Source organism: Nocardiopsis ansamitocini, from assembly GCF_030268225.1.
In the GTDB taxonomy this organism is placed as follows: Bacteria; Actinomycetota; Actinomycetes; order Streptosporangiales; family Streptosporangiaceae; genus Nocardiopsis_D; species Nocardiopsis_D ansamitocini.
Genome location: NZ_BSQG01000003.1, coordinates 419,966 through 437,737, shown reverse-complemented (window position 1 = coordinate 437,737; position 17,772 = coordinate 419,966). Strand labels below are relative to the sequence as shown.

Below are 17,772 nucleotides of genomic sequence, written 5' to 3'. Positions count from 1 at the left end.
TTTCGCCCCCTCCTCGCGGGCAACCCGCTTGACCAAGAAGAGAGAGCCTGCAAACTTTGCACTTTTTTGCGACCTTCACCATACTGTGCGAGTTTTTACTCGCCGAAAGCGCGGTGATATTGCGCAAAAGAGTAAGATTTTTCCGAAGAATCGCTGCGCCGCCGCCTGAACGCCCAGCGGCCCGCGCGGAACTCGCGAACAGTTGCGCGCCATTCGACATCAACCGAGCAGCCCTACCCGATCTGGGCGTTCTCCCCGGACGTGCGCGACGAACATGCCGACCGCCATACGGCGGAGGCGACCACCCGGTGTTTCGGTACGCGGGTGGGCCAACTGCACGGCAACCGCCCCGCCGCCCACCGGTGCAAGAATGCACAACGCGTGGCCGCCCCCCGGTCTCCCCGACACCCGCGTGTCCAGCACACCGTTACCGCAGGTCGGGATCAGACTTGACAGCACGCCGCCGGACGCGCCGGCGTTCCGGCGTCCCACAGCCTTTGGAGACACACAGCTCATGACCGTCCCCGAACGTTTCAGCGGGCTCGCCCGCCTCGCAGCCGTCACCGCCATCGGTCTGACCCTCGGCGCCGGGCTCACCGCCTGCTCCGGCGAGGAGCCCCAGGCCGACGTGGCAGCCGATCGAAGCCCTGCCCCGGTCCTCGGCGAGAACGACGACCGCATCCAGCTGACCGAAGGCATCCCCTACACGCTGCGGACGTCGGGTTCGGAGACCATCGCACTGGAGATCACCGGGCACAGCGACGGCCCGGAGAGCAATGTGGACATCACGGTGGCGCCCGAAGGCGGCGAGAGCGCCGAGCACACGCTGGGCCACGGTGACGAACTGGAACTGGGCGGCGAGACCTGGCGCGTCTCCGAACTGGGTTTCAGCGACTCGATGCCCGGTTCCACGACGCTCACCAGGAAGAACTGAGTCGCCTCGGCGCCCCGCCCTTCTCCCAGAAGTTACCGTGCGGTAGAACAGTGATCGACAACACTCTTAGGAGGGGACTCGATGCTCAACCTTTCGGTACTGCTGGAGGACGGGGCCCGGAACCAGCCTGAGCGCGACGCCGTGGTCTTCGGTGACCTCCGGTTGAACTACACGCTGGTGGACATGCTCGCCAACCAGGTGGCCAATCTCCTGGTCGCCAAGGGGATCGGGCGTGGGGACCGGGTGGCGATCGCGTGTCCGAACCTGCCCTATTTCCCGTTCGTCTACTTCGGCGCGCTGAAGGCAGGCGCGGTCGTGGTCCCGCTGAACGTCCTGTTGACCCCTCGTGAGATCGAATACCACCTGCGCGACTCCGGCGCGAAGGCGCTGTTCGCCTTCACCGGAACAGCCGAGCTCCCTCTGGGCGAGCGGGCGTGGAAGGCGTTCACCGCGGTCGAGGAGTGCGCGGTCTACATCGACCTGCCCCCGGTGGCCGGGGCGACGGAGTCCGCGATCGAGGGTGCGCAGACCTTCTGGGCCGCGCTGGAAGGACAGCCCGGCACCTTCGACACGGTTCGCACCGAGGCGGACGACACCGCGGTGATCATCTACACCAGCGGAACGACCGGTCAACCCAAGGGCGCGCAGTTGTCGCACAACAACCTGCTGTTCAACGCGGTCGCCTGTGACGGCCTGTTCGGGCGGTCCCCCACCGACCACGACGTCTTCCTGGCGGTCCTTCCCCTGTTCCACATCTTCGGACAGACCACGATGATGAACCTGGGGTTCTACCGGCACGGCACGATCGTGCTCCAGGCGCGTTTCGAGGGCGACGAGACACTGACGCTGATGGAGCGCGAAGGCGTGACGATCTTCGCCGGTGTCCCGACGATGTACTGGGGGCTGCTGAACGCCAAGGGCGAGCACGATCTCGACGCGATCACCTCCGCCCTCACCACCGCCGTCTCGGGCGGTTCCCCGTTGCCCGCGGAGGTCACCAAACAGATCAAGGAGAAGTTCGGGGTGGACATCCTGGAGGGCTACGGCCTTTCCGAGACCTCCCCCGTGGTCTCCTTCAACAATCCACGGAAGCTGTCCAGGACCGGGTCCATCGGTGTGCCGATCTGGGGAGTGGAGATGATGCTCGTCGACGAGGACTTCGCCGCCGTCGAGGGGGTCGGGACGGGCGAGATCGCGGTGCGCGGCCACTGCGTCATGAAGGGCTACCACGAACGCCCCGATATCAACGAGCAGGTCATCCGCAACGGCTGGTTCCGTACCGGTGACATCGCACGTCGCGACGAGGACGGTTTCTACTTCATCATCGACCGTTCCAAAGACATGATCATCCGCGGCGGCTACAACGTCTACCCGCGTGAGCTGGAAGAGGTGCTGATGACGCACCCCGGGGTGAGCCTGTGCGCGGTCGTGGGCGTGGCCCACGAGACCCACGGCGAGGAGATCAAGGCTTACGTGATCCGGGCGGATGGTTCTCAGACCACCGAGCAGGAACTGATCGACTGGTCCAAGGAGGAACTGGCCGCCTACAAGTACCCGCGGATCGTGGAATTCCTGGATGCGCTCCCGATGACCGCGACCGGCAAGATCCTCAAACGCGAGCTCCGCTAGGGAAGCGGGCGCAGGGGCCGAACAGCTGTCCCGTGTTTGCTGTCACCCTTCCCGGGCAGTTCGTTACCGACGGTCACGACCTAGTGCGGAGAGGTTCTTATGACGACTCATACACCGTCACGGTCGACCTGGGGACCGGGGCTGACGGCAGGGGTGGCGTTCGGGGCTGCGGTGCTGGCCACCGCGCTGATCGGTGGTCTCGCTTCCGCCAACGCCGGCCAGGTTTACAACGCGCTGACGCTGCCTTCCTGGGCTCCTCCTCAGTGGCTGTTCGGACCCGCTTGGACGGTCCTATACATCCTCATCGCGATCGCCGGCTGGTTGGTGTGGCGGGCGTCGGGGTGGCGGGGCGCTGCCACCGCGCTCACGGTCTACGCCGTTCAATTGGTGCTCAATGCCCTGTGGACCCCGTTGTTCTTCGGTGCCGGGCTCTACGGCCTTGCACTGGCCGAGATCGGCCTGCTGTGGCTGACGGTCGTGGCGACCATCGTGTTGTTTCGTCGCCACAGCACCGTCGCCACGGCCCTGTTGGTGCCCTACATCGCCTGGGTGACGTACGCGGGTGCGCTCAACTTCGCGATCTGGCAGCTCAACTGACGAGGCGCCGTCGCGGCATTCCTGCCCCGCGGCCCTTCGGTCCCGTCGGGCGCTGTCGGCGGACGTCCGCCGACAGCGCCTCCGGAAGCCATCTCCACGGAATTTCGATCCGGACGACGCTAGCGCCGTCCGGGCGGTGGCCAGTCGTGGCGCTCACCGGCTCCCCCGCACGCGTGGCAGGGCTGGTGCCGCTTGACCCGATCTCCGTTCTCGTCCGTGGTGATGATGTCGATCTCCCCGGTTCCGTTGCAGGTTCTGCAGGTTGACATCAGCTTCCCCTCAGGACAGCGGCCTCCACTGAGAGTCACATGCGGTACACCGAAACTCAATCGGTTTCCCACACGTCCTGCAGTGGGGCCCCGGACGGTAGTCCTCGTGGTGACCGGCATGGCGGTCGGCGAAAAACCGCGTATCCATGCAGACGTTACAGCGGATGGGGACGTCGGTCGGGCTCTGCGGCCAGGGGTCGGCAGGCTCGATCGGATGGTTGTCGAGCTGGGTGTTCACGGCGGTCTCCCCATGCTGTCGCGTGGTCCGGGCCCAACCGGACGGCGCCCTCCCCGGCACCGTCCCCCGGAACGGCACCGCCTGGCGGGCGTCACCGTCGAGGAAACGATCCACGACCACCACCGCGCTGGTCAAGCACCCCGGGCGCGCGTATCGACGAGCGGGCCAGTTCACGCATTCGAGCGGCTGCCTCGGCGAGTCGGTCTGGATGGACCGAGCCATCGGCGATCCCGGCCAGGAGGCGATCCCTGGCGGCGCTGAAAACCGCTTCACCACCGATGGGGTCGCGAACCGGATTGCCCAGGCACAGCAGGTCCGCTCCCGCGGCCAACGCTGCTACCGCGCCGGCTCCGACCGCCTCCTCCACCGTCGTCGCCCCCGTGTACCGGCTGAGCCCACGCATGTCGAGTGCGTCGGTGACGGCTGCCCCGGTGAAACCCAGCTCTTTGCGCAGCAGTGCGTAGGCGCGGGGGGCGACGCTGGCCGGGGCCTCGTCCAGGACAGGAACGCGGATGTGGCCCACCATGACGGTACGTACCCCGGCCCGGATCGCCTCGGCGAAAGGTCCGAGTTCCCGGCCGCGCAGGGTTGCGGCATCGATGTCGACCACTGGCAGGTCGAGGTGGGAGTCGGTGCGGGTGTCCCCATGACCGGGAAAGTGCTTGGCGCAGGCCGCGACCCCGGTGGACTGCATTCCCGTGACGAAGGCCGCCCCGTGCAGGGCGACCGTCCGGGGGTCGGAGCCGAAGGCACGATCGCCGATCACCGGATTGGCGGGATCGGTGTTGGCATCAACCACCGGCGAGAGGGCAAGGTCGATCCCGGCCGCCCGCAGGTCCTGTCCGAGCTCCGCGGCCGTGGCCTGGGTCAGGCGGACGTCACCCGCTCGTCCCAGCTCGGAGTGGCCGGGGTAGGGCGAACCGGTGGCCGCGTGCAGCCGGGTGACCCTGCCGCCCTCCTCGTCGGATGCCACCAAGAGGTCGGGGCGGAGCGCGTGCAGTCGGGCGGACAGCCCGGCCGGGTCCTCGGTGAGGTTGTGGGCGAAGTAAAGGACGGCACCGAGGCCGTCGTCGATGGCTCTGGCCAGCCAGTCGGGCACCCGGGTTCCGGAGAAACCGGGCATGAGGACGGTGGACGCCATGCGGTGGAGTTCGGGGTCGGTCATCCTTTGACCGCCCCGGCCGCCAGGCCCGAGACCAGTCCTCGTTGGACGAAGAGGAAGAACACCATGACCGGCAGGGTGATGAGCGTCGAGGCCGCCATGACCGGCCCCCACGCGGTGGTGTTGAGCCCGAAGAACTGGCGCAGGCCGACGGCCGCGGTGAACTTGTCGCTGTCGTTCATAAAGGTCAAGGCAAGGATGAACTCGTTCCAGGCAGTGATGAAGGAGAAGATCGAGCAGGCCACCAGGCCCGGGGCCGCCAGTGGGAGCAGCACCGACCATAGTGTGCGGCCCCAGGAGGCGCCGTCGATGGCAGCGGCTTCCTCGACCTCGACCGGAACCGCGGCCACGAAGCCGCGGAGCATCCACACGGCGAACGGCAGCGACAAGGCGATGTAGACGACGGCCAGCCCGATCAGCGAATTGAGCATGCGCAGGTCCCTGGCCATGAGGAACAGCGGGATGACCAGGGCTTCGAGCGGAACCATCTGGACGACCAGGACCATCACCAGGACAGTGGTGCGCATCCGGAAGCGGAACCGGGCGACCGCGACGGCTGCGAACAGGGCGAGCAGTCCGGAACCGACGACAGTGATGATCGCGACCACCGCCGAGTTGCGCAGATAGCGCAGGAAGTCGCCGTGCAGCAGGACCTGCTCGAAGTGGGCGAGGGTGAGCCTGACCGGCACCAGCACCTCGGTTCCCGAGGCTGCGCCGGCGGAGAGGCCGCTGATGACCATGAAGTAGGCGGGAAAGAGCGTGAAGGACAGCAGGACGGCGACGGCGCCGGCCCTGGCCGCGCCGGTCGCGGAACGAACGATGGTGGTCATCGCAACTCCTCACTGCCGAACAGCACCCGCAGGTAGACGAGGGTGATGGCCAGGAGCAGGGCGGTGAGAAGGACCGCGATCGCCGCTCCGGTCCCGTAGCTCTGCTGGGCGAAGGAGCGAATGTAGGACCATACCCCCAGGTTGAGGACCTGGGCGTTGGACCCCGCTCCCCCGGGCATCAGGTAGACCTGCGCGAACACCTTGAAGTCCCAGATGGTGGAGAGGATGGTGACCACGGCGAACACCGGGCGGATTGCGGGAAAGGTGATGTGGCGAAACCGCTGCCAGGCCGTCGCGCCGTCCAGGCGGGCGGCCTCGTGGAGTTCACCGGGGACGGTGAGCAGTCCTGCCAGAACGGTGACCGCGACGAATGGGAAACCGTGGTGGACGACGTTGAGGACGACGATGGCGTAGAAGGACACCCGGTCGGTGAACCAGTTGTGGCCTTCCGCCCCGAGGAGACCGGTTCCGTGGAGCAGTTGAAAGACGATTCCTCGGTCGACGTCGAAGATCCAGATCCAGACATAGGTGCCGGTGACCGCGGGCATGGCCCAGGCGACCAGGACGCAACCGATCACGATGGTGCGCGACAGCGGACGCAGGGACTGCAGCAGGAGTGCGACGAGGGTGCCCAGCACCACTGTGCCGCCGACCGCCAGTATCGCGAAGACGACGGTGTTGGGAAGAACGACCGTCCAAAGGTAGGGGTCGCGCAGCAGGAGGGTGTAATTGCGCAGACCGGTGTAGTCGGACGCACCTGATACCACGTTGGCGAGGGTGTAGTCCTGGAAGGACAACAGCACCACCCGGACCAACGGGTAGAGCAGCAGGATCCCCATAACCGCCAGTGCCGGTGCCAGCAGCAGCAACGGGCGCAGCGGGGCACGGTGGCGACGCCGGGAGGTGCGCGTCGGCGTGGGCCTGACCGAAACGGCCGGGCCGCCCCGCACGGGAACGGCGGTGCGCGCCACTAGGAGTCCTCGTTGAGGGTCTGGGTGACTCGGTCCGCCGCGGTCGTCGAAGCACCTTCGACGTCATCCTCCCCTGACAGGATCGCCTGGGCCATGGCGGTCAGGATCTTGCGTCCCTGCACACGACCGTAGGCAGGGGTGACCGGCAAGCCCTTGCCGGCTTCGCTCAGCTGAACCGCGAAGGGTCCCACCAGCGGATCCGTGGAGCCGGTGAAGGCCGCCAGCTGATCGGTACGCCCGGGGAAGTAGTCGGTCTCTTGTGCCCAACGCGGCCCATACTCGTCCCCGGTCAGGAGTTGGACGTAGCGCCGGGCGAGGTCGGGTTCGCGGCTGCCCTCGAAGATCGAGAGGTGGGAGCCGCCCAGGAAGGAAGGACTGTAGCCGCCGTCCCTGCCCGGTATGGGAAACGCCGCCAAGCGACCGCGCAGGTCGGGGTTGGCGGCGAGGATGGCCTTGGGCGCCCAGCTGCCGAGCACGGCCATGGCCACGCGCTCATCGGTGAAGTTGTCCTGGACGTCGGTCTCCTGCCAGGTGACCGCGCCCGTTGAGGAAACGCCGTCGTGCCGGGCCAGGCCGGTGAGGAAAGCGATGCCTTCGCGGGCTTCCGGGCTGTCCAGGCCCGACGTCCAGGTGCCGTCGGGGTTCTGGAGGGCGATCTCGCCCCCGGCCCCCCAGATGAAGGACAACAGGGGGTACTCCGCTCCCCCTGCAACCGGGAAGGCGGTCAGCTCAGGACGCCGATCGGCGATCGTCCGTGCGACCTTGCGCAGCTGGGCCCAGGTCCGTGGCGGTTCCAGGCCGAGGTCCTCGAAGACATCGGTACGGTAGAGCACCGCGCGGACGGCGACGTGCCAGGGCACCCCGTAGAGCCGACCGTCCACGGTTCCTGCCTCGACAAGTCCGGGCACGTGGGCACCGGGGTGCCAACCCATGTCGCCGAGGTCGGCCAGCGCGCCGACCGCGGCGAATTCAGGGGTCCATGTGGTCCCGACTTCGGCGACGTCGGGAGCGGTGTTCCCGGCGATGGCGGTGATGAACTTGTCGTGGGCGTCGCCCCACGGGATGAACTCGACCGTGACGTCGGCCCCGGTCGACTCTGTGAAGGCGGCGTTGGCGTCGGCGAAGTAGGCGGATGCGTCCGGGTGGGTACCCGCCATGATCCAGACGGTGAGGGTCGGTTTCTGGTGCCCGGCCGTGCATCCCGTGGCGGCTGCGAGTACGAGTGCCGTGCCCGCCGCGAAGACGGACACGGCTGCCCTGGTACGGCCCATACGGCCTCCGTCACTCGTGGTGTGATGCGACATGAGTCGCATGAGTCACATTATGACTACCGAGAGTGACGGTTTTGCTGATTGACCACGCCCGCGACTAGAAGTCACATGGCAGGCTCTTGATCCCATTCACGAAGTTGGACAGCAGCCGCTGTGGTTCCGAGGTGGCGCGGATGGTGGGCACCCTGCGGTGCATCTCCCGGAGCATGACGGTGATCTCCCGGCGGGCCAGGTGGGCGCCGAGGCAGAAATGCGGCCCCGGCCCCCCGAAACCGACGTGTGGATTGGGCGACCTGGTCACGTCGAAGCGGTCGGGGTCGGTGAACACCGCCGAGTCCCGGTTCGCCGAGGCGTACATCAACAGCACCTTGTCTCCGGCCCGGTAGTGGGTGCCGTTCATTTCGTGGTCGCGACTGAGGGTGCGCCGCATCCAGGTGATCGGGGAGGCGTAGCGCACGATTTCCTCGACGGCCGTGGCCGCGTGCGCCTCGAAATCCGACCACCAGGTGTCGCGCTGGTCGGGAAAACGGGTGAGCAGTGCCAACGCGTGCGAGATGGCGTTGCGGGTGGTCTCGTTGCCGGCGACCGCCAACAGGATGAAGAAGGAGCCGATTTCCTGGTCGGTCAGTGCGTCACCGTCGATGTCGGCGCTGACCAGGGCCGAGGTGAGGTCCTGGCGCGGGGCGCGCCGACGCTCGGCGGCAAGCTCGGTGAGCAGCGCGGCGAGCTCGCCCCCGGCGGCCAGCAGCCGATGGACGGCGGTCTCGGGATCATTGCCCAGGTAATCGGGGTCGGAGCCGGCAAGCACGATGCTGGAGTTGTCGAAGACCCGTCGGTGCTGTTCTTCGGGGATTCCCATCATCTCGCAGATGATGGTGAGCGGCAGGCGCGCCGATACAGCGGGGACGAAGTCGCACGGCCCCGTGTCGAGCAGGTCGTCGATGATGCGCGCGGCGACCCGCTGGATGTCGGCGTCGAGCTTGGCGAGCATGCGCGGGGTGAAGCCTCGGCTGACGATGCGCCGCATGCGCGCGTGCCTGGGGTCGTCGAGATTGATCATCGAGCCGAAGAACTCGCTGAACTCCCGTGGCATGTCCGGGATGGAGATCGCACTCGGTTCGGAGGTGAAGACCAACGGCGTACGGCTCGCCTCGACCACGTCCGCGTGGCGGACCAGGGCGTGGTATCCGGGGCCGATGGGAACCGGCCCCATGTCCGCCTCTGCGAAGAAGAGGGGGTCGTACCGGCGGAGGCGGGCGAATGCCTTGTGTCGTTCCTTGAGCGGACGCTCCCAGAAAGCGAGGTCGGAGAGGTCGATGTCGGAGACGTCCGCGGGTCGTGACATCTGGGGCACATGGGGCATATAACGACTTCCTCCCGGCTCGTGTGACGCCCATCACCTCCACTCTCGACACGGGACCCGGTGCCGTCAAGCAGTCATGTGCCGGGGGTGTGCCGCCGCCCGCGGCGGGCGGCGGCACACCACCGTCTCACTCGTCGATTCCGGCTGCGATCCGCAGCGTGGACAACAGTTCGGCCGGCTCGTAGACGGCCTGGCCCACGGCCGCGGAGAAGGCGGCCAACATGTGGGGAAAGATGAGCGGGTCACCGCGGGTCAGGTCTTCGGCGGCCTCGTACTCCCCGATCGAGTACGCCTCCCAGGCCGAGATCACCGCGAACTCGACCTCCGGCTCCAACAGGTCGGCGACCGCACGGGCGACCGCCTCCCTGGAGTCGGCGGGTTTGTAGACCACCCCGGTCTCCTGGACCCGCCGGGTGAGAAATGCCGCGAAGACCTTCAGTTCGGAGGTGACCGCGGCCAGGTCCTCGGCGTTGAGGCCCTCGGCGATCGCGCGGACCCGCTTGGGGTCGGATTGGACATAGGTCTCGATGAGGCCGATGGCCATCCGCTTGATGGTGGCGTCGTCTGTCCCAGGCATGTCCCCATAATGCCCAATGCCGGCCACCGCCCGGGGGTCGGCCGATACGGGGCGCACGGCCCGGGTCAACCGGCAGGGGGCTCGAAGGAAGGACGAAGGGGCATCCTCGCGTCGGCCCCGTCCGGCTTGACCCCGAGCATTTGGTGCAACTGGACCGCGTTCAACTCGAAACCGAGCACGCAGCCGACGATGTAGAGGCGCCACACCCGGGCGGTCCCCTCGCCGACCTCCCGCACCGCAGCGTCCCAGTTGCGCTCCAGGTTGGCGGCCCAGTCGCGCAGGGTCAGGGCGTAGTGTTCGCGCAGATTCTCCTGATGGCGGATCTCGAAGCCGGCATCGTTCATCCGGGTCTGCAACCAACCGGGCCCCAGTAGTTCCCCATCGGGGAAGACATAGCGGTTGATGACGCCGTTGGGCTGGATCGGGGGCAGGTCGTTGCGCGGGCGGGTGATGCAGTGGTTGAGCAGCCGGCCACCGGGCCGGAGCTTGGCGTGCAGCGCCGCGAAGTACCCGGGGACCTGTCTGCGACCGATGTGCTCGGTCAGACCGATCGAACTGATGCAGTCGTATCCGGCGTCGGGAAGTTCCCGATAGTCCATGTGCCGGACCTCGGCGAGATCGCCGAGCCCTTCCTGGGCGATCCGCTTCTGCGCCCACTCCGCCTGCTCCTTGGACAAGGTGACCCCGAGTGCCTTGACCCGGTGCTCGCGGGCAGCGTGCATGACCATCCCGCCCCACCCGCAGCCCACATCCAGCAGCCGCATCCCCTCCGCCAGCCCCAGCTTGCGCGAGACGAGGCCGTACTTGTGGAACTGGGCCTGCTCCAGGGTGGCCCCCTGATACGGGTAGACGCCGCAGGTGTAGGTCATGGAGGAGCCCAGGACCATTTCGTAGAAGGCGTTGGAGACGTCGTAGTGGTGGTGGATGGCCTGGGCGTCGCGACGGCGGGAGTGGCGCAGGCCCAAGTAGGACAGCTTCGATCGGCGGACTTCCTGAGGAGGCGGCGGGACCCGGTTGACGAACTTGACCCAGCCGAGGTTCGCGGCGATCCGGACGAGGTCACCCGTGCCGACCGAGACACCGGATTTCACGACCAGGTCGGCCATGGCACGAAGCGCGGTGGAGAAGTCCCCCTCGATGTCGATGTGCCCGGAGACGTAGGCTCTGGTCAGGCCGAGACCGCCGGGTGACTGCGCGAGGTAGTTGAGGGCCACCGGTGATCGGACCACGAGCGTGACATCGCTGTCGGGATCGCCCGCCGTGCTGCCGTCGTAGGCGCGCAGCCGGATCGGACTGCCCGGACCGACAACGCGTTCGAACATGTCTGCCAGTCGCATTGGACTCCCCTTCCGGCCTGCCGGCCGATCGCTCTGACCCGCCGCGTGGATCGGCGTGTCACCTGTTCCCCACACACTTGGCGTACAGATCGAGCAGGCGGCCGCCGGGATCGTAGGCCTTCTTGAGACTCCGGTAGGCCGTGCCGTTGTAGAGCTCCCAGAAATCGTCTTCGGTGTAGAAAGCGTCCGAGTAGAGCGACTTGTGTCCGCCCAATCGGCTCACCTCGCCTTCGACGGCCCGGTTGTGGTAGCTCCGTCCTCCGCCACGACGCATCGGCACCATGCCCCAGAAGCCGAAGTTCACGTACAACCGGCCCGGTTCGAGCGGATAGAGCGGCCAGGCGTGACCGCTTTCCACGGTCCCCGTCTCGTGGCCCTCCCGCAGGCGCAACGGACACATCCACACCGGCGCCATCGGGACTTCGCGGTGGAAGAAGTCCAGGAACTCCGCTCCCCGATCGACCCCCACCTCGACATCCTGGATGACCGGCTCGGCGGGCGGCTGCCCACGGTAGTAGGCGAGCAAACGGCTGAGATCGGTACGGCGGTCAAGCGCCACGAGCTTGCGGTAGACATCGGAACGCTTGAGCGCGCGCGGCCACAGCCTGCGCACCATCGGATGCTGGACGCCGAACGCCCGCGAGCACCAGAACCAGTCGGTGTCCCAACGCCACAGGTAGTCCTGTGTGGTGAGGTAGTCGCCGGCTCCCGGTCCGCTGTAGCGCCGCACCGAGGTGTAGTAGATATCGGAGCCGGTGTAGTCGCTGGTCCATGGCGCCTCGTCCGTGAACGTCGCCAGGCTCAGGTAGAGCTCGTCGCGGCCGAAAGCCACCCCGTCCACGAAGTCGACCGGCTCTCCGTCGTGCTCACGGTCCGCGCAGATCCGCGCCATCGCGGCCATCGTCTCGTCGGCGTCGGTGAAGCGGAGGTGCCGCAGATGGACGTAGGACTTGACCGGCTCCAGTTCGATACGCAGCCGCAGACTGTAGCCGAGGGTCCCGTAGGAGTTGGGGAAGCCGTGGAAGAGGTCGCGGTGGTCGTTGTCGCGTCGGGCGACCACGACGTCGCCCGCACCGGTGAGGATCTCCATCTCCTCCACCGACTCGTGCGGCAGGCCGTTGCGAAACGAACTGGATTCGATTCCCAACCCGGTGACCGCGCCCCCGACGGTGATGGTCCGCAACTGGGGCACCACCAAGGGCATGAGGCCGTGCACCAGCGTGGCCGCCACCAGATCCTCGTAGGTGGTCGTTCCGCCGACCTCGGCGGTGCGCCCGACCGGGTCGACGCTGATCACCGAGGAGAACGCACTGACGTCGAGTCGAGGGCCGCCTGTCTCCGCGCGAAACCGGAACAGGTTGGAGGTCGGTTTGGCCAATCGGACGGGCGCGTCCGGGGGAAGTTCGGAGTAGGCACGGCGCGTCTCCCGCACGGCGGCCACATGGTCGGCGAAGTCTGACGTAAAAGGCTGACGAATCACACTCACCCGCTAGTCACAAGGGGTTCTCGTACGGTCTTCAAGCCGGTCAGGGCCACTTCTCGGCGTGGCCTGGAGACAGATTAGTCCTCCGTTTCCGGCACCGCACGAGGGCTTTCCGGCGTTTTCCCGACTTCTTCGTTACGGATCGCCCAAGGCGGGAATACCTGCCGGTTTAGGTGGACGATGACCTCGTCCGGGTGAGGCGGACGACCGTCCAAGGCGTCCGGCACGCATATCATCGGCTGACGTGCGCATCGCCTTAGTCGATTCCGGAATCGGTCTGCTCTCCACCGCCGCCGCCCTGCGGGAGGCGCGGCCGGACGCGGACCTGATCCTGTCCATGGACCCCGACCACATGCCCTGGGGACCGCGCAGCGCGGCCGAAATCGGCCAGCGGGCGCTCGCCGGCGCGCAGACGGCCATGCGCGACTCCCCCGACGCCGTCGTGGTCGCCTGCAACACCGCTTCCGTGCACGCGCTGACGATCCTGCGCGCTGAACTGGAACCGGGGATCCCCGTCATCGGAACCGTGCCCGCGGTCAAACCCGCGGCCGACCGCGGTGGGCCGATCGCGATCTGGGCGACCCCGGCCACCACCGGCAGCCCCTACCAGCGTGAACTCGTCGAACGGTTCGCCCACGGTGTCCCGGTCGCGCCGGTCGCCTGTCACGGACTCGCCGAGGCCGTGGACACAGCCGATCCGGGAGCCGTGCACGACGCGATCGCGCGGGCCACCGAGCGCACTCCCGTGGAAACGTCAGCGGTGGTACTCGGGTGCACCCATTACGATCTCGTCTCCGAGCACATCGGGGCAGCCCTCGGGCACCGGCCGGCACTGCTGACAGCGGCGGGGGCGGTCGCCGCCCAGACGCTGCGTCGCCTGAACTCCTCGGCGCGTCCGCAGGCGCCACACACCGGAACCCTGACGGTCTACGCAAGCGGACGCCTCGCGACGCTGCCGCCGGCCGCGCTGGTCTACCCGGCCGGGGCCCTGTTGGCCCGATCACCCAACGCCACCGGCCGGCAGGCCGGCGCCTCTTCCGGCTGAGTCCCCTCAACAGGAAGAGATGTCGCAAGGACGACTCGTCGCCGTACCCGTGCTCAGACGGTGGCGACTCGCCCGGCCATCCGGTGAGCGGCTGCCTCGGCGAGTGTGCGGACCAGGTCGCGAACGCCGTCGGTGTCATCGTCGTGCAGCAGGGACTCCAGGAGCCCCAGCGCCGCGACGGTGTTCCCGGGGTCCGCTCGGACACTGCTCCACTGGGGTTGGGCCGCGGCCTCGGCCAGGCCCAGGACACGGCCGGTCGTTCCCAGGGCGTTGAGCAGATCGGTGTCGGCAGGCCGCTCGGCCAACGCCGCCACCAGCAGGTCGGCCCGTGTCTCGGGGTCGGTTTCCGCGCCTTCCTCGCGCAGCCACGCGGCCAGCCGGTCTGCCGGAACAGCCGACGCGGCCGCAGGGAGCTCCTCGGTATCGGTACGCGCCTCGGCCAGGTCACCGATCAGGTCGTCGTCGCGTCGCACCCGGAACAGGGCGCGTTGGGCGCGGTGCAGGGCCCCCTCGGCCGCCCATCGAGCACCTCGACGGACGGCCAGCCGGGCTGCGGCGGTGGACAGTTCCAGGCACCGCCGGTGAGCTCCGACCTCTTCCTGGTAGCAGGCCCAGACGGTCAGGGTGTGACCGAGCTGCCAATCGTTGCGCAACGCGTCGAGGGCGACCAGGTGCTCGACCGCGTCGGCCCAGGCCGTGCGCAGGTAGGGGTGCGCCTGCGCTTCTTCGACCGGAGGCAGAGCGGCCAGGGCATCGGCGACGGGACGCTTGCCGGCGCGGGCCAACCAGGCCAGCAGCCGGGCACGTTCAAAGGAGACCCGACGCTGGGCGTCGGAGCGGGCCGGCCCGGCGGGCCAGGTGAGGACCCCGTTGCCCTCCAAATGGTCCAGCACGGCCAGGGCCTGGTCGTAGCGGTCCAAGTGGCGCAGTGCGCGTACGTAACCGAATCCGTAGTAAAGGCCGACGTCGACTCCGGTGGCGCGCACCACCTCGGCCTGGGCGTCCAGGTATCCGATGGCTTCGTCGGCGCGGTCGTCGTCGATGAGCATGTCGGCGAACGCCAGCGTCAGGGCCTCGAAGGCCGGTGTTCCCGGTTGGGTGTGCGGAAGGGACTCGGCCAACAGCATCGCCCGGGCGGCGATGTGCCCGGGACCGTCAGCGTTGGCGTGACAGGCCAGGACCGCGATGGTCGGGCAGGCCCCCGGCGGGCAGTGCCCGGCCCCCTGCGCGTGGACCGTATGGGCGAGCCGCTCGGCATCGGCCAGTGCCACGGCGCCCTCGGCCCGATCTCCGACGCGTACGGCAACTGCCCAGTAGTGCAGATAGTGGGACGCCCAGGAGGGCGCTCCCTCGCGTTCGGCGCCGATCAGGGCGTCCGGTAGTTCGGCCACGATTCGGTCGAGGTCTCCCTCTGCGGCCAGCGCAGGCATCCGTACCAACGCGTCGGCCAGGACGGTTTGCCCGTCCGCTCGCATCTTCTGGGCTGTTTCATCGCCCCATGTCCACAATGTCATGAACCCTCCCCCTCACGCACGGCGACACTGAAAGTAGCAGCGCGGTCACTCTCGCGTGAGCAAATGCGAAAAGTGCTGTTGGAACAGGGCTATAGACTCGCAAGGGTCGTCGACGGCCGGTGATCTGGGCCGTTTCGCGCAACCGATGGGAGCACTGCGGTATGGGATGGCGGGACCGTTTCGGACTCCGTAGGGCACAGCGCAAGGGTGGAAAAGTCCGCTATGACCGCGCGGCCGACGATTCCGATGTCAAGGCCCTGATCGAATTCACCAAGAACCGGACCGGCGTAGAGTTCTACGTCGAACCGGAGACCTTCGCGACCGGAACGACCGCGGTGGCGGTGGCCCACGACGGAGAGTGGATCCGACGCAGGGTCGGCTCCCCCGAGGTGCTACGCAAAGTGGCCCATGACCTGGCCGCCCCCGCCTACGACGTCAACATCGTCGGCTACCCCAAGCGGATGCGCGAATGGACCACCCGCAACAAGCGCGGATTGTCACTGGACGACTAGGCACACCCCCTTGAGTCCGCACGCCCCGTCCTCCCGTCTGTCCGCGGCGCACAGGACACCCCGAAACGTAGTGAGCTAGGAAGTCGCGTCGGTCGATGAGCGCTCAATCCCCACACCGGGCGCCGCTGCGTCCGGACGCCAAGAGTCCGATGCCCTCGTGGCTGCCCCGCGCCATGATCATGGCGGTGTGGACGGTTGCGGCGTTCGGCATCGCCTGGTGGTTGTTCGTCCGGTTGCAGAACCTGCTGGTGCTTCTGCTGATCGCCCTGTTCCTCGCGCTGGCGCTGGAACCGGCTGTCAACTGGCTGCACCGCCGCCGGTGGCCGCGCGGACCGGCCACCGGCGCGGTGATGTCGGTGGCCTTCGGCGTGCTGGCACTGTTCCTGACCGTTCTGGGGTCGATGCTGCTCAGCCAGGTGGTGGCATTCGTCGAGGCATTGCCGACGATGACCCGCTCGGCGATGGACTGGATCAACTCGACCTTCAACACTTCGTTCTCACCGACGACGCTGTTGAGCGAGATCTCCGGGGTGAGCGGACTGGTCGAGCAGTACGCCTCCAGCGTCGCGGGCAACGTCCTGGGGGCGGGGACCACTCTGCTGGTCCTGATATTCAACGGCCTGGCCATCGCGCTGTTCACCTTCTACCTGTGCGCCGACGGGCCGCGCTTCCGGCGCACCATCTGTTCGGTGCTGCCACCGCGGACCCAGCGTGAGGTGCTGCGCGCCTGGGAGATCGCCATCGACAAGACGGGCGGTTACATCTACTCCCGAGCCCTGCTCGCCCTGATCTGCGCGGGCGCGCACTACCTCGCACTGATCGTCCTGGACGTCCAGTTCGCCTTCGCTCTCGCACTATGGGTGGGGGTGCTCTCGCAGTTCATCCCCACCGTCGGTACCTACATCGGCGGTGCGGTCCCGGTGATGGTCGCACTGATGGCCGGACCGTGGCAGGCACTATGGATGTTGGTGTTCATCACCGTCTACCAGCAGTTCGAGAACTACGTGCTGCAACCGCGTATCACTGCCAAGACGCTGGACATGCACCCCGCGGTGGCATTCGGCTCGGTGCTCGCGGGCGCGGCGGTGCTGAACGCACCCGGGGCGCTGCTGGCCCTGCCCGTCGGCGCCAGCCTGCAGACCTTTCTCAGCATCTACATCAAGCGGTACAAGGTCGAAGGACACCCGCTGCTGGATGCGGAGGCTCCACCGGGCCCGGAAGCGGACCGCGTGGAACCAGACAAGCCAGTATCCGAATCCCCTGGCGTGAGTCCGCCGGAACCGGCAAAATCTCTCGGAAAAGACGCCGGCCAGGGCTAGTCAGCGGCGATATGCATGAAAAAGCGGAACCTACCGCACCCGAAAGTCGCAATTCAAGCGAAATGACTGGGCAATACCGACGCCTCGGGAGTTTTGGGGCGTTGATGGCAACAGTTTGTGGGAACTGCTTCACGGAATCGGTTCCCTAAGACAGGGCAGGCATCGCATACTCACACGTGGGAGGAGGACTGTGAGGATGAAACAGGAGTTGACGGCTCTGTGCTGCGACTGCGGGGCGATCCGCAAGGTCAGCGACTATCGCGGTATCGGTGAGGCACAATCCGCCTACGGGCTGGCCAGGTGCGTGGTGTGGCGGGTCTGTCGGGCCTGCGGATACCGGACCTACCACGCCTACATGCGTCCTGACGAGGACCGCGACGAACTCGAGGACGCGCTGCGCCTGGACGACGCGCTCGCGGCCGAGGCACTGGAGGAAGAGGTCGAACAGCTACGGTTGTGTGGCGTCGAGATCGGCCACGCGCCCGTGCCCGCGATCTGGAACGGCCAGCCGGTGGGCATGGTCACCCAACGCCTCACCGACCGCGCCTACTCGATCGTGCTGGACCCCAACGCCTCCGTGGTGGCGCGGCTCAAACTCATCGACCTGATGTGGAACGAACTGTCCATCGGCGATCACGACGACCGCTGGTACATCCAGCCCGCCGACAGCGAGAACCCCGGCTATGCCGTCCGGCTGTTCGGTTTCCGGGCCAGGCGCTGA

17 protein-coding genes are annotated in these 17,772 nt (G+C 67.5%); 7 read left to right on the top strand and 10 right to left on the bottom strand.

Annotated elements, in window-relative coordinates; genetic code table 11:
* The first annotated feature begins 514 nt into the window (after nucleotides 1-514).
* From QSJ59_RS11670 to QSJ59_RS11660, 3 genes are all read left to right on the top strand, one after another.
* A complete protein-coding gene (locus QSJ59_RS11670; RefSeq protein ID WP_285759356.1) occupies nucleotides 515-934 on the top strand; it encodes a DUF6406 domain-containing protein in 420 nt (139 codons plus the stop codon).
* An 81-nt stretch (nucleotides 935-1,015) separates the two neighbouring features.
* Nucleotides 1,016-2,563, top strand: coding sequence for a long-chain-fatty-acid--CoA ligase (locus QSJ59_RS11665; protein WP_285759355.1), 1,548 nt, complete (start codon nucleotides 1,016-1,018; stop codon nucleotides 2,561-2,563).
* A 99-nt stretch (nucleotides 2,564-2,662) separates the two neighbouring features.
* Nucleotides 2,663-3,160 (top strand): TspO/MBR family protein, encoded by a 498-nt coding sequence (locus QSJ59_RS11660; protein ID WP_285759354.1) that lies wholly within the window; start codon nucleotides 2,663-2,665, stop codon nucleotides 3,158-3,160.
* 119 nt (nucleotides 3,161-3,279) lie between these two features.
* Here QSJ59_RS11660 and QSJ59_RS11655 read toward each other — a convergent pair whose 3' ends face one another.
* The 9 genes from QSJ59_RS11655 to QSJ59_RS11615 all read right to left on the bottom strand — a co-directional run bounded on the left by QSJ59_RS11655 (nucleotide 3,280) and on the right by QSJ59_RS11615 (nucleotide 12,664).
* Nucleotides 3,280-3,429: a hypothetical protein gene (locus tag QSJ59_RS11655; RefSeq protein ID WP_285759353.1), complete on the bottom strand. Its 150-nt coding sequence runs from the start codon at nucleotides 3,427-3,429 to the stop codon at nucleotides 3,280-3,282.
* A gap of 329 nt (nucleotides 3,430-3,758) precedes the next feature.
* Nucleotides 3,759-4,832 carry a glycoside hydrolase family 3 N-terminal domain-containing protein gene (locus tag QSJ59_RS11650; RefSeq protein WP_285759351.1) on the bottom strand — a complete coding sequence of 358 codons (1,074 nt, stop codon included), beginning with the start codon at nucleotides 4,830-4,832 and terminating at the stop codon, nucleotides 3,759-3,761.
* Complete coding sequence (locus tag QSJ59_RS11645) at nucleotides 4,829-5,659, bottom strand: carbohydrate ABC transporter permease (RefSeq protein ID WP_285759350.1); 831 nt, start codon at nucleotides 5,657-5,659, stop codon at nucleotides 4,829-4,831. Before QSJ59_RS11645 ends, QSJ59_RS11650 begins: the two co-directional genes overlap by 4 nt.
* Nucleotides 5,656-6,630, bottom strand: a complete 975-nt coding sequence (locus tag QSJ59_RS11640; protein ID WP_432707468.1) for a carbohydrate ABC transporter permease — start codon at nucleotides 6,628-6,630, stop codon at nucleotides 5,656-5,658. Before QSJ59_RS11640 ends, QSJ59_RS11645 begins: the two co-directional genes overlap by 4 nt.
* Entirely contained in the window at nucleotides 6,630-7,943 is a 1,314-nt protein-coding gene (locus QSJ59_RS11635; protein ID WP_285759348.1) for a sugar ABC transporter substrate-binding protein, read from the bottom strand. The genes QSJ59_RS11640 and QSJ59_RS11635 overlap by 1 nt, the downstream gene beginning before the upstream one ends.
* 55 nt (nucleotides 7,944-7,998) lie before the next feature.
* Nucleotides 7,999-9,264, bottom strand: a complete 1,266-nt coding sequence (locus QSJ59_RS11630; protein ID WP_285759346.1) for a cytochrome P450 — start codon at nucleotides 9,262-9,264, stop codon at nucleotides 7,999-8,001.
* 127 nt (nucleotides 9,265-9,391) lie between these two features.
* The gene (locus tag QSJ59_RS11625; RefSeq protein ID WP_285759345.1) at nucleotides 9,392-9,841 is read right to left on the bottom strand and encodes a hypothetical protein; all 450 of its coding nucleotides are present in this window, start codon (nucleotides 9,839-9,841) and stop codon (nucleotides 9,392-9,394) included.
* Nucleotides 9,842-9,906: 65 nt separating this feature from the next.
* Nucleotides 9,907-11,178 carry an SAM-dependent methyltransferase gene (locus QSJ59_RS11620; RefSeq protein WP_285759343.1) on the bottom strand — a complete coding sequence of 424 codons (1,272 nt, stop codon included), beginning with the start codon at nucleotides 11,176-11,178 and terminating at the stop codon, nucleotides 9,907-9,909.
* A 58-nt stretch (nucleotides 11,179-11,236) separates the two neighbouring features.
* Complete coding sequence (locus QSJ59_RS11615; protein ID WP_285759341.1) at nucleotides 11,237-12,664, bottom strand: FAD-binding oxidoreductase; 1,428 nt, start codon at nucleotides 12,662-12,664, stop codon at nucleotides 11,237-11,239.
* A 241-nt stretch (nucleotides 12,665-12,905) separates the two neighbouring features.
* Here QSJ59_RS11615 and QSJ59_RS11610 point away from each other — a divergent pair, with 241 nt between their 5' ends.
* Nucleotides 12,906-13,706, top strand: a complete 801-nt coding sequence (locus QSJ59_RS11610; RefSeq protein ID WP_285759339.1) for a glutamate racemase — start codon at nucleotides 12,906-12,908, stop codon at nucleotides 13,704-13,706.
* A 53-nt stretch (nucleotides 13,707-13,759) separates the two neighbouring features.
* Here the strand turns inward: QSJ59_RS11610 and QSJ59_RS11605 are convergent, their stop codons facing one another.
* On the bottom strand, nucleotides 13,760-15,220 hold the full coding sequence (locus QSJ59_RS11605) for a hypothetical protein (RefSeq protein WP_285759337.1): 1,461 nt from the start codon (nucleotides 15,218-15,220) through the stop codon (nucleotides 13,760-13,762).
* A gap of 161 nt (nucleotides 15,221-15,381) precedes the next feature.
* Between QSJ59_RS11605 and QSJ59_RS11600 the strand changes: the two genes are divergently transcribed.
* The 3 genes from QSJ59_RS11600 to QSJ59_RS11590 all read left to right on the top strand — a co-directional run bounded on the left by QSJ59_RS11600 (nucleotide 15,382) and on the right by QSJ59_RS11590 (nucleotide 17,772).
* On the top strand, nucleotides 15,382-15,732 hold the full coding sequence (locus QSJ59_RS11600) for a hypothetical protein (RefSeq protein ID WP_285759336.1): 351 nt from the start codon (nucleotides 15,382-15,384) through the stop codon (nucleotides 15,730-15,732).
* A gap of 95 nt (nucleotides 15,733-15,827) precedes the next feature.
* Nucleotides 15,828-17,051, top strand: a complete 1,224-nt coding sequence (locus tag QSJ59_RS11595) for an AI-2E family transporter (RefSeq protein WP_285759335.1) — start codon at nucleotides 15,828-15,830, stop codon at nucleotides 17,049-17,051.
* 196 nt (nucleotides 17,052-17,247) lie between these two features.
* Entirely contained in the window at nucleotides 17,248-17,772 is a 525-nt protein-coding gene (locus tag QSJ59_RS11590) for a DUF6315 family protein (RefSeq protein WP_285759333.1), read from the top strand.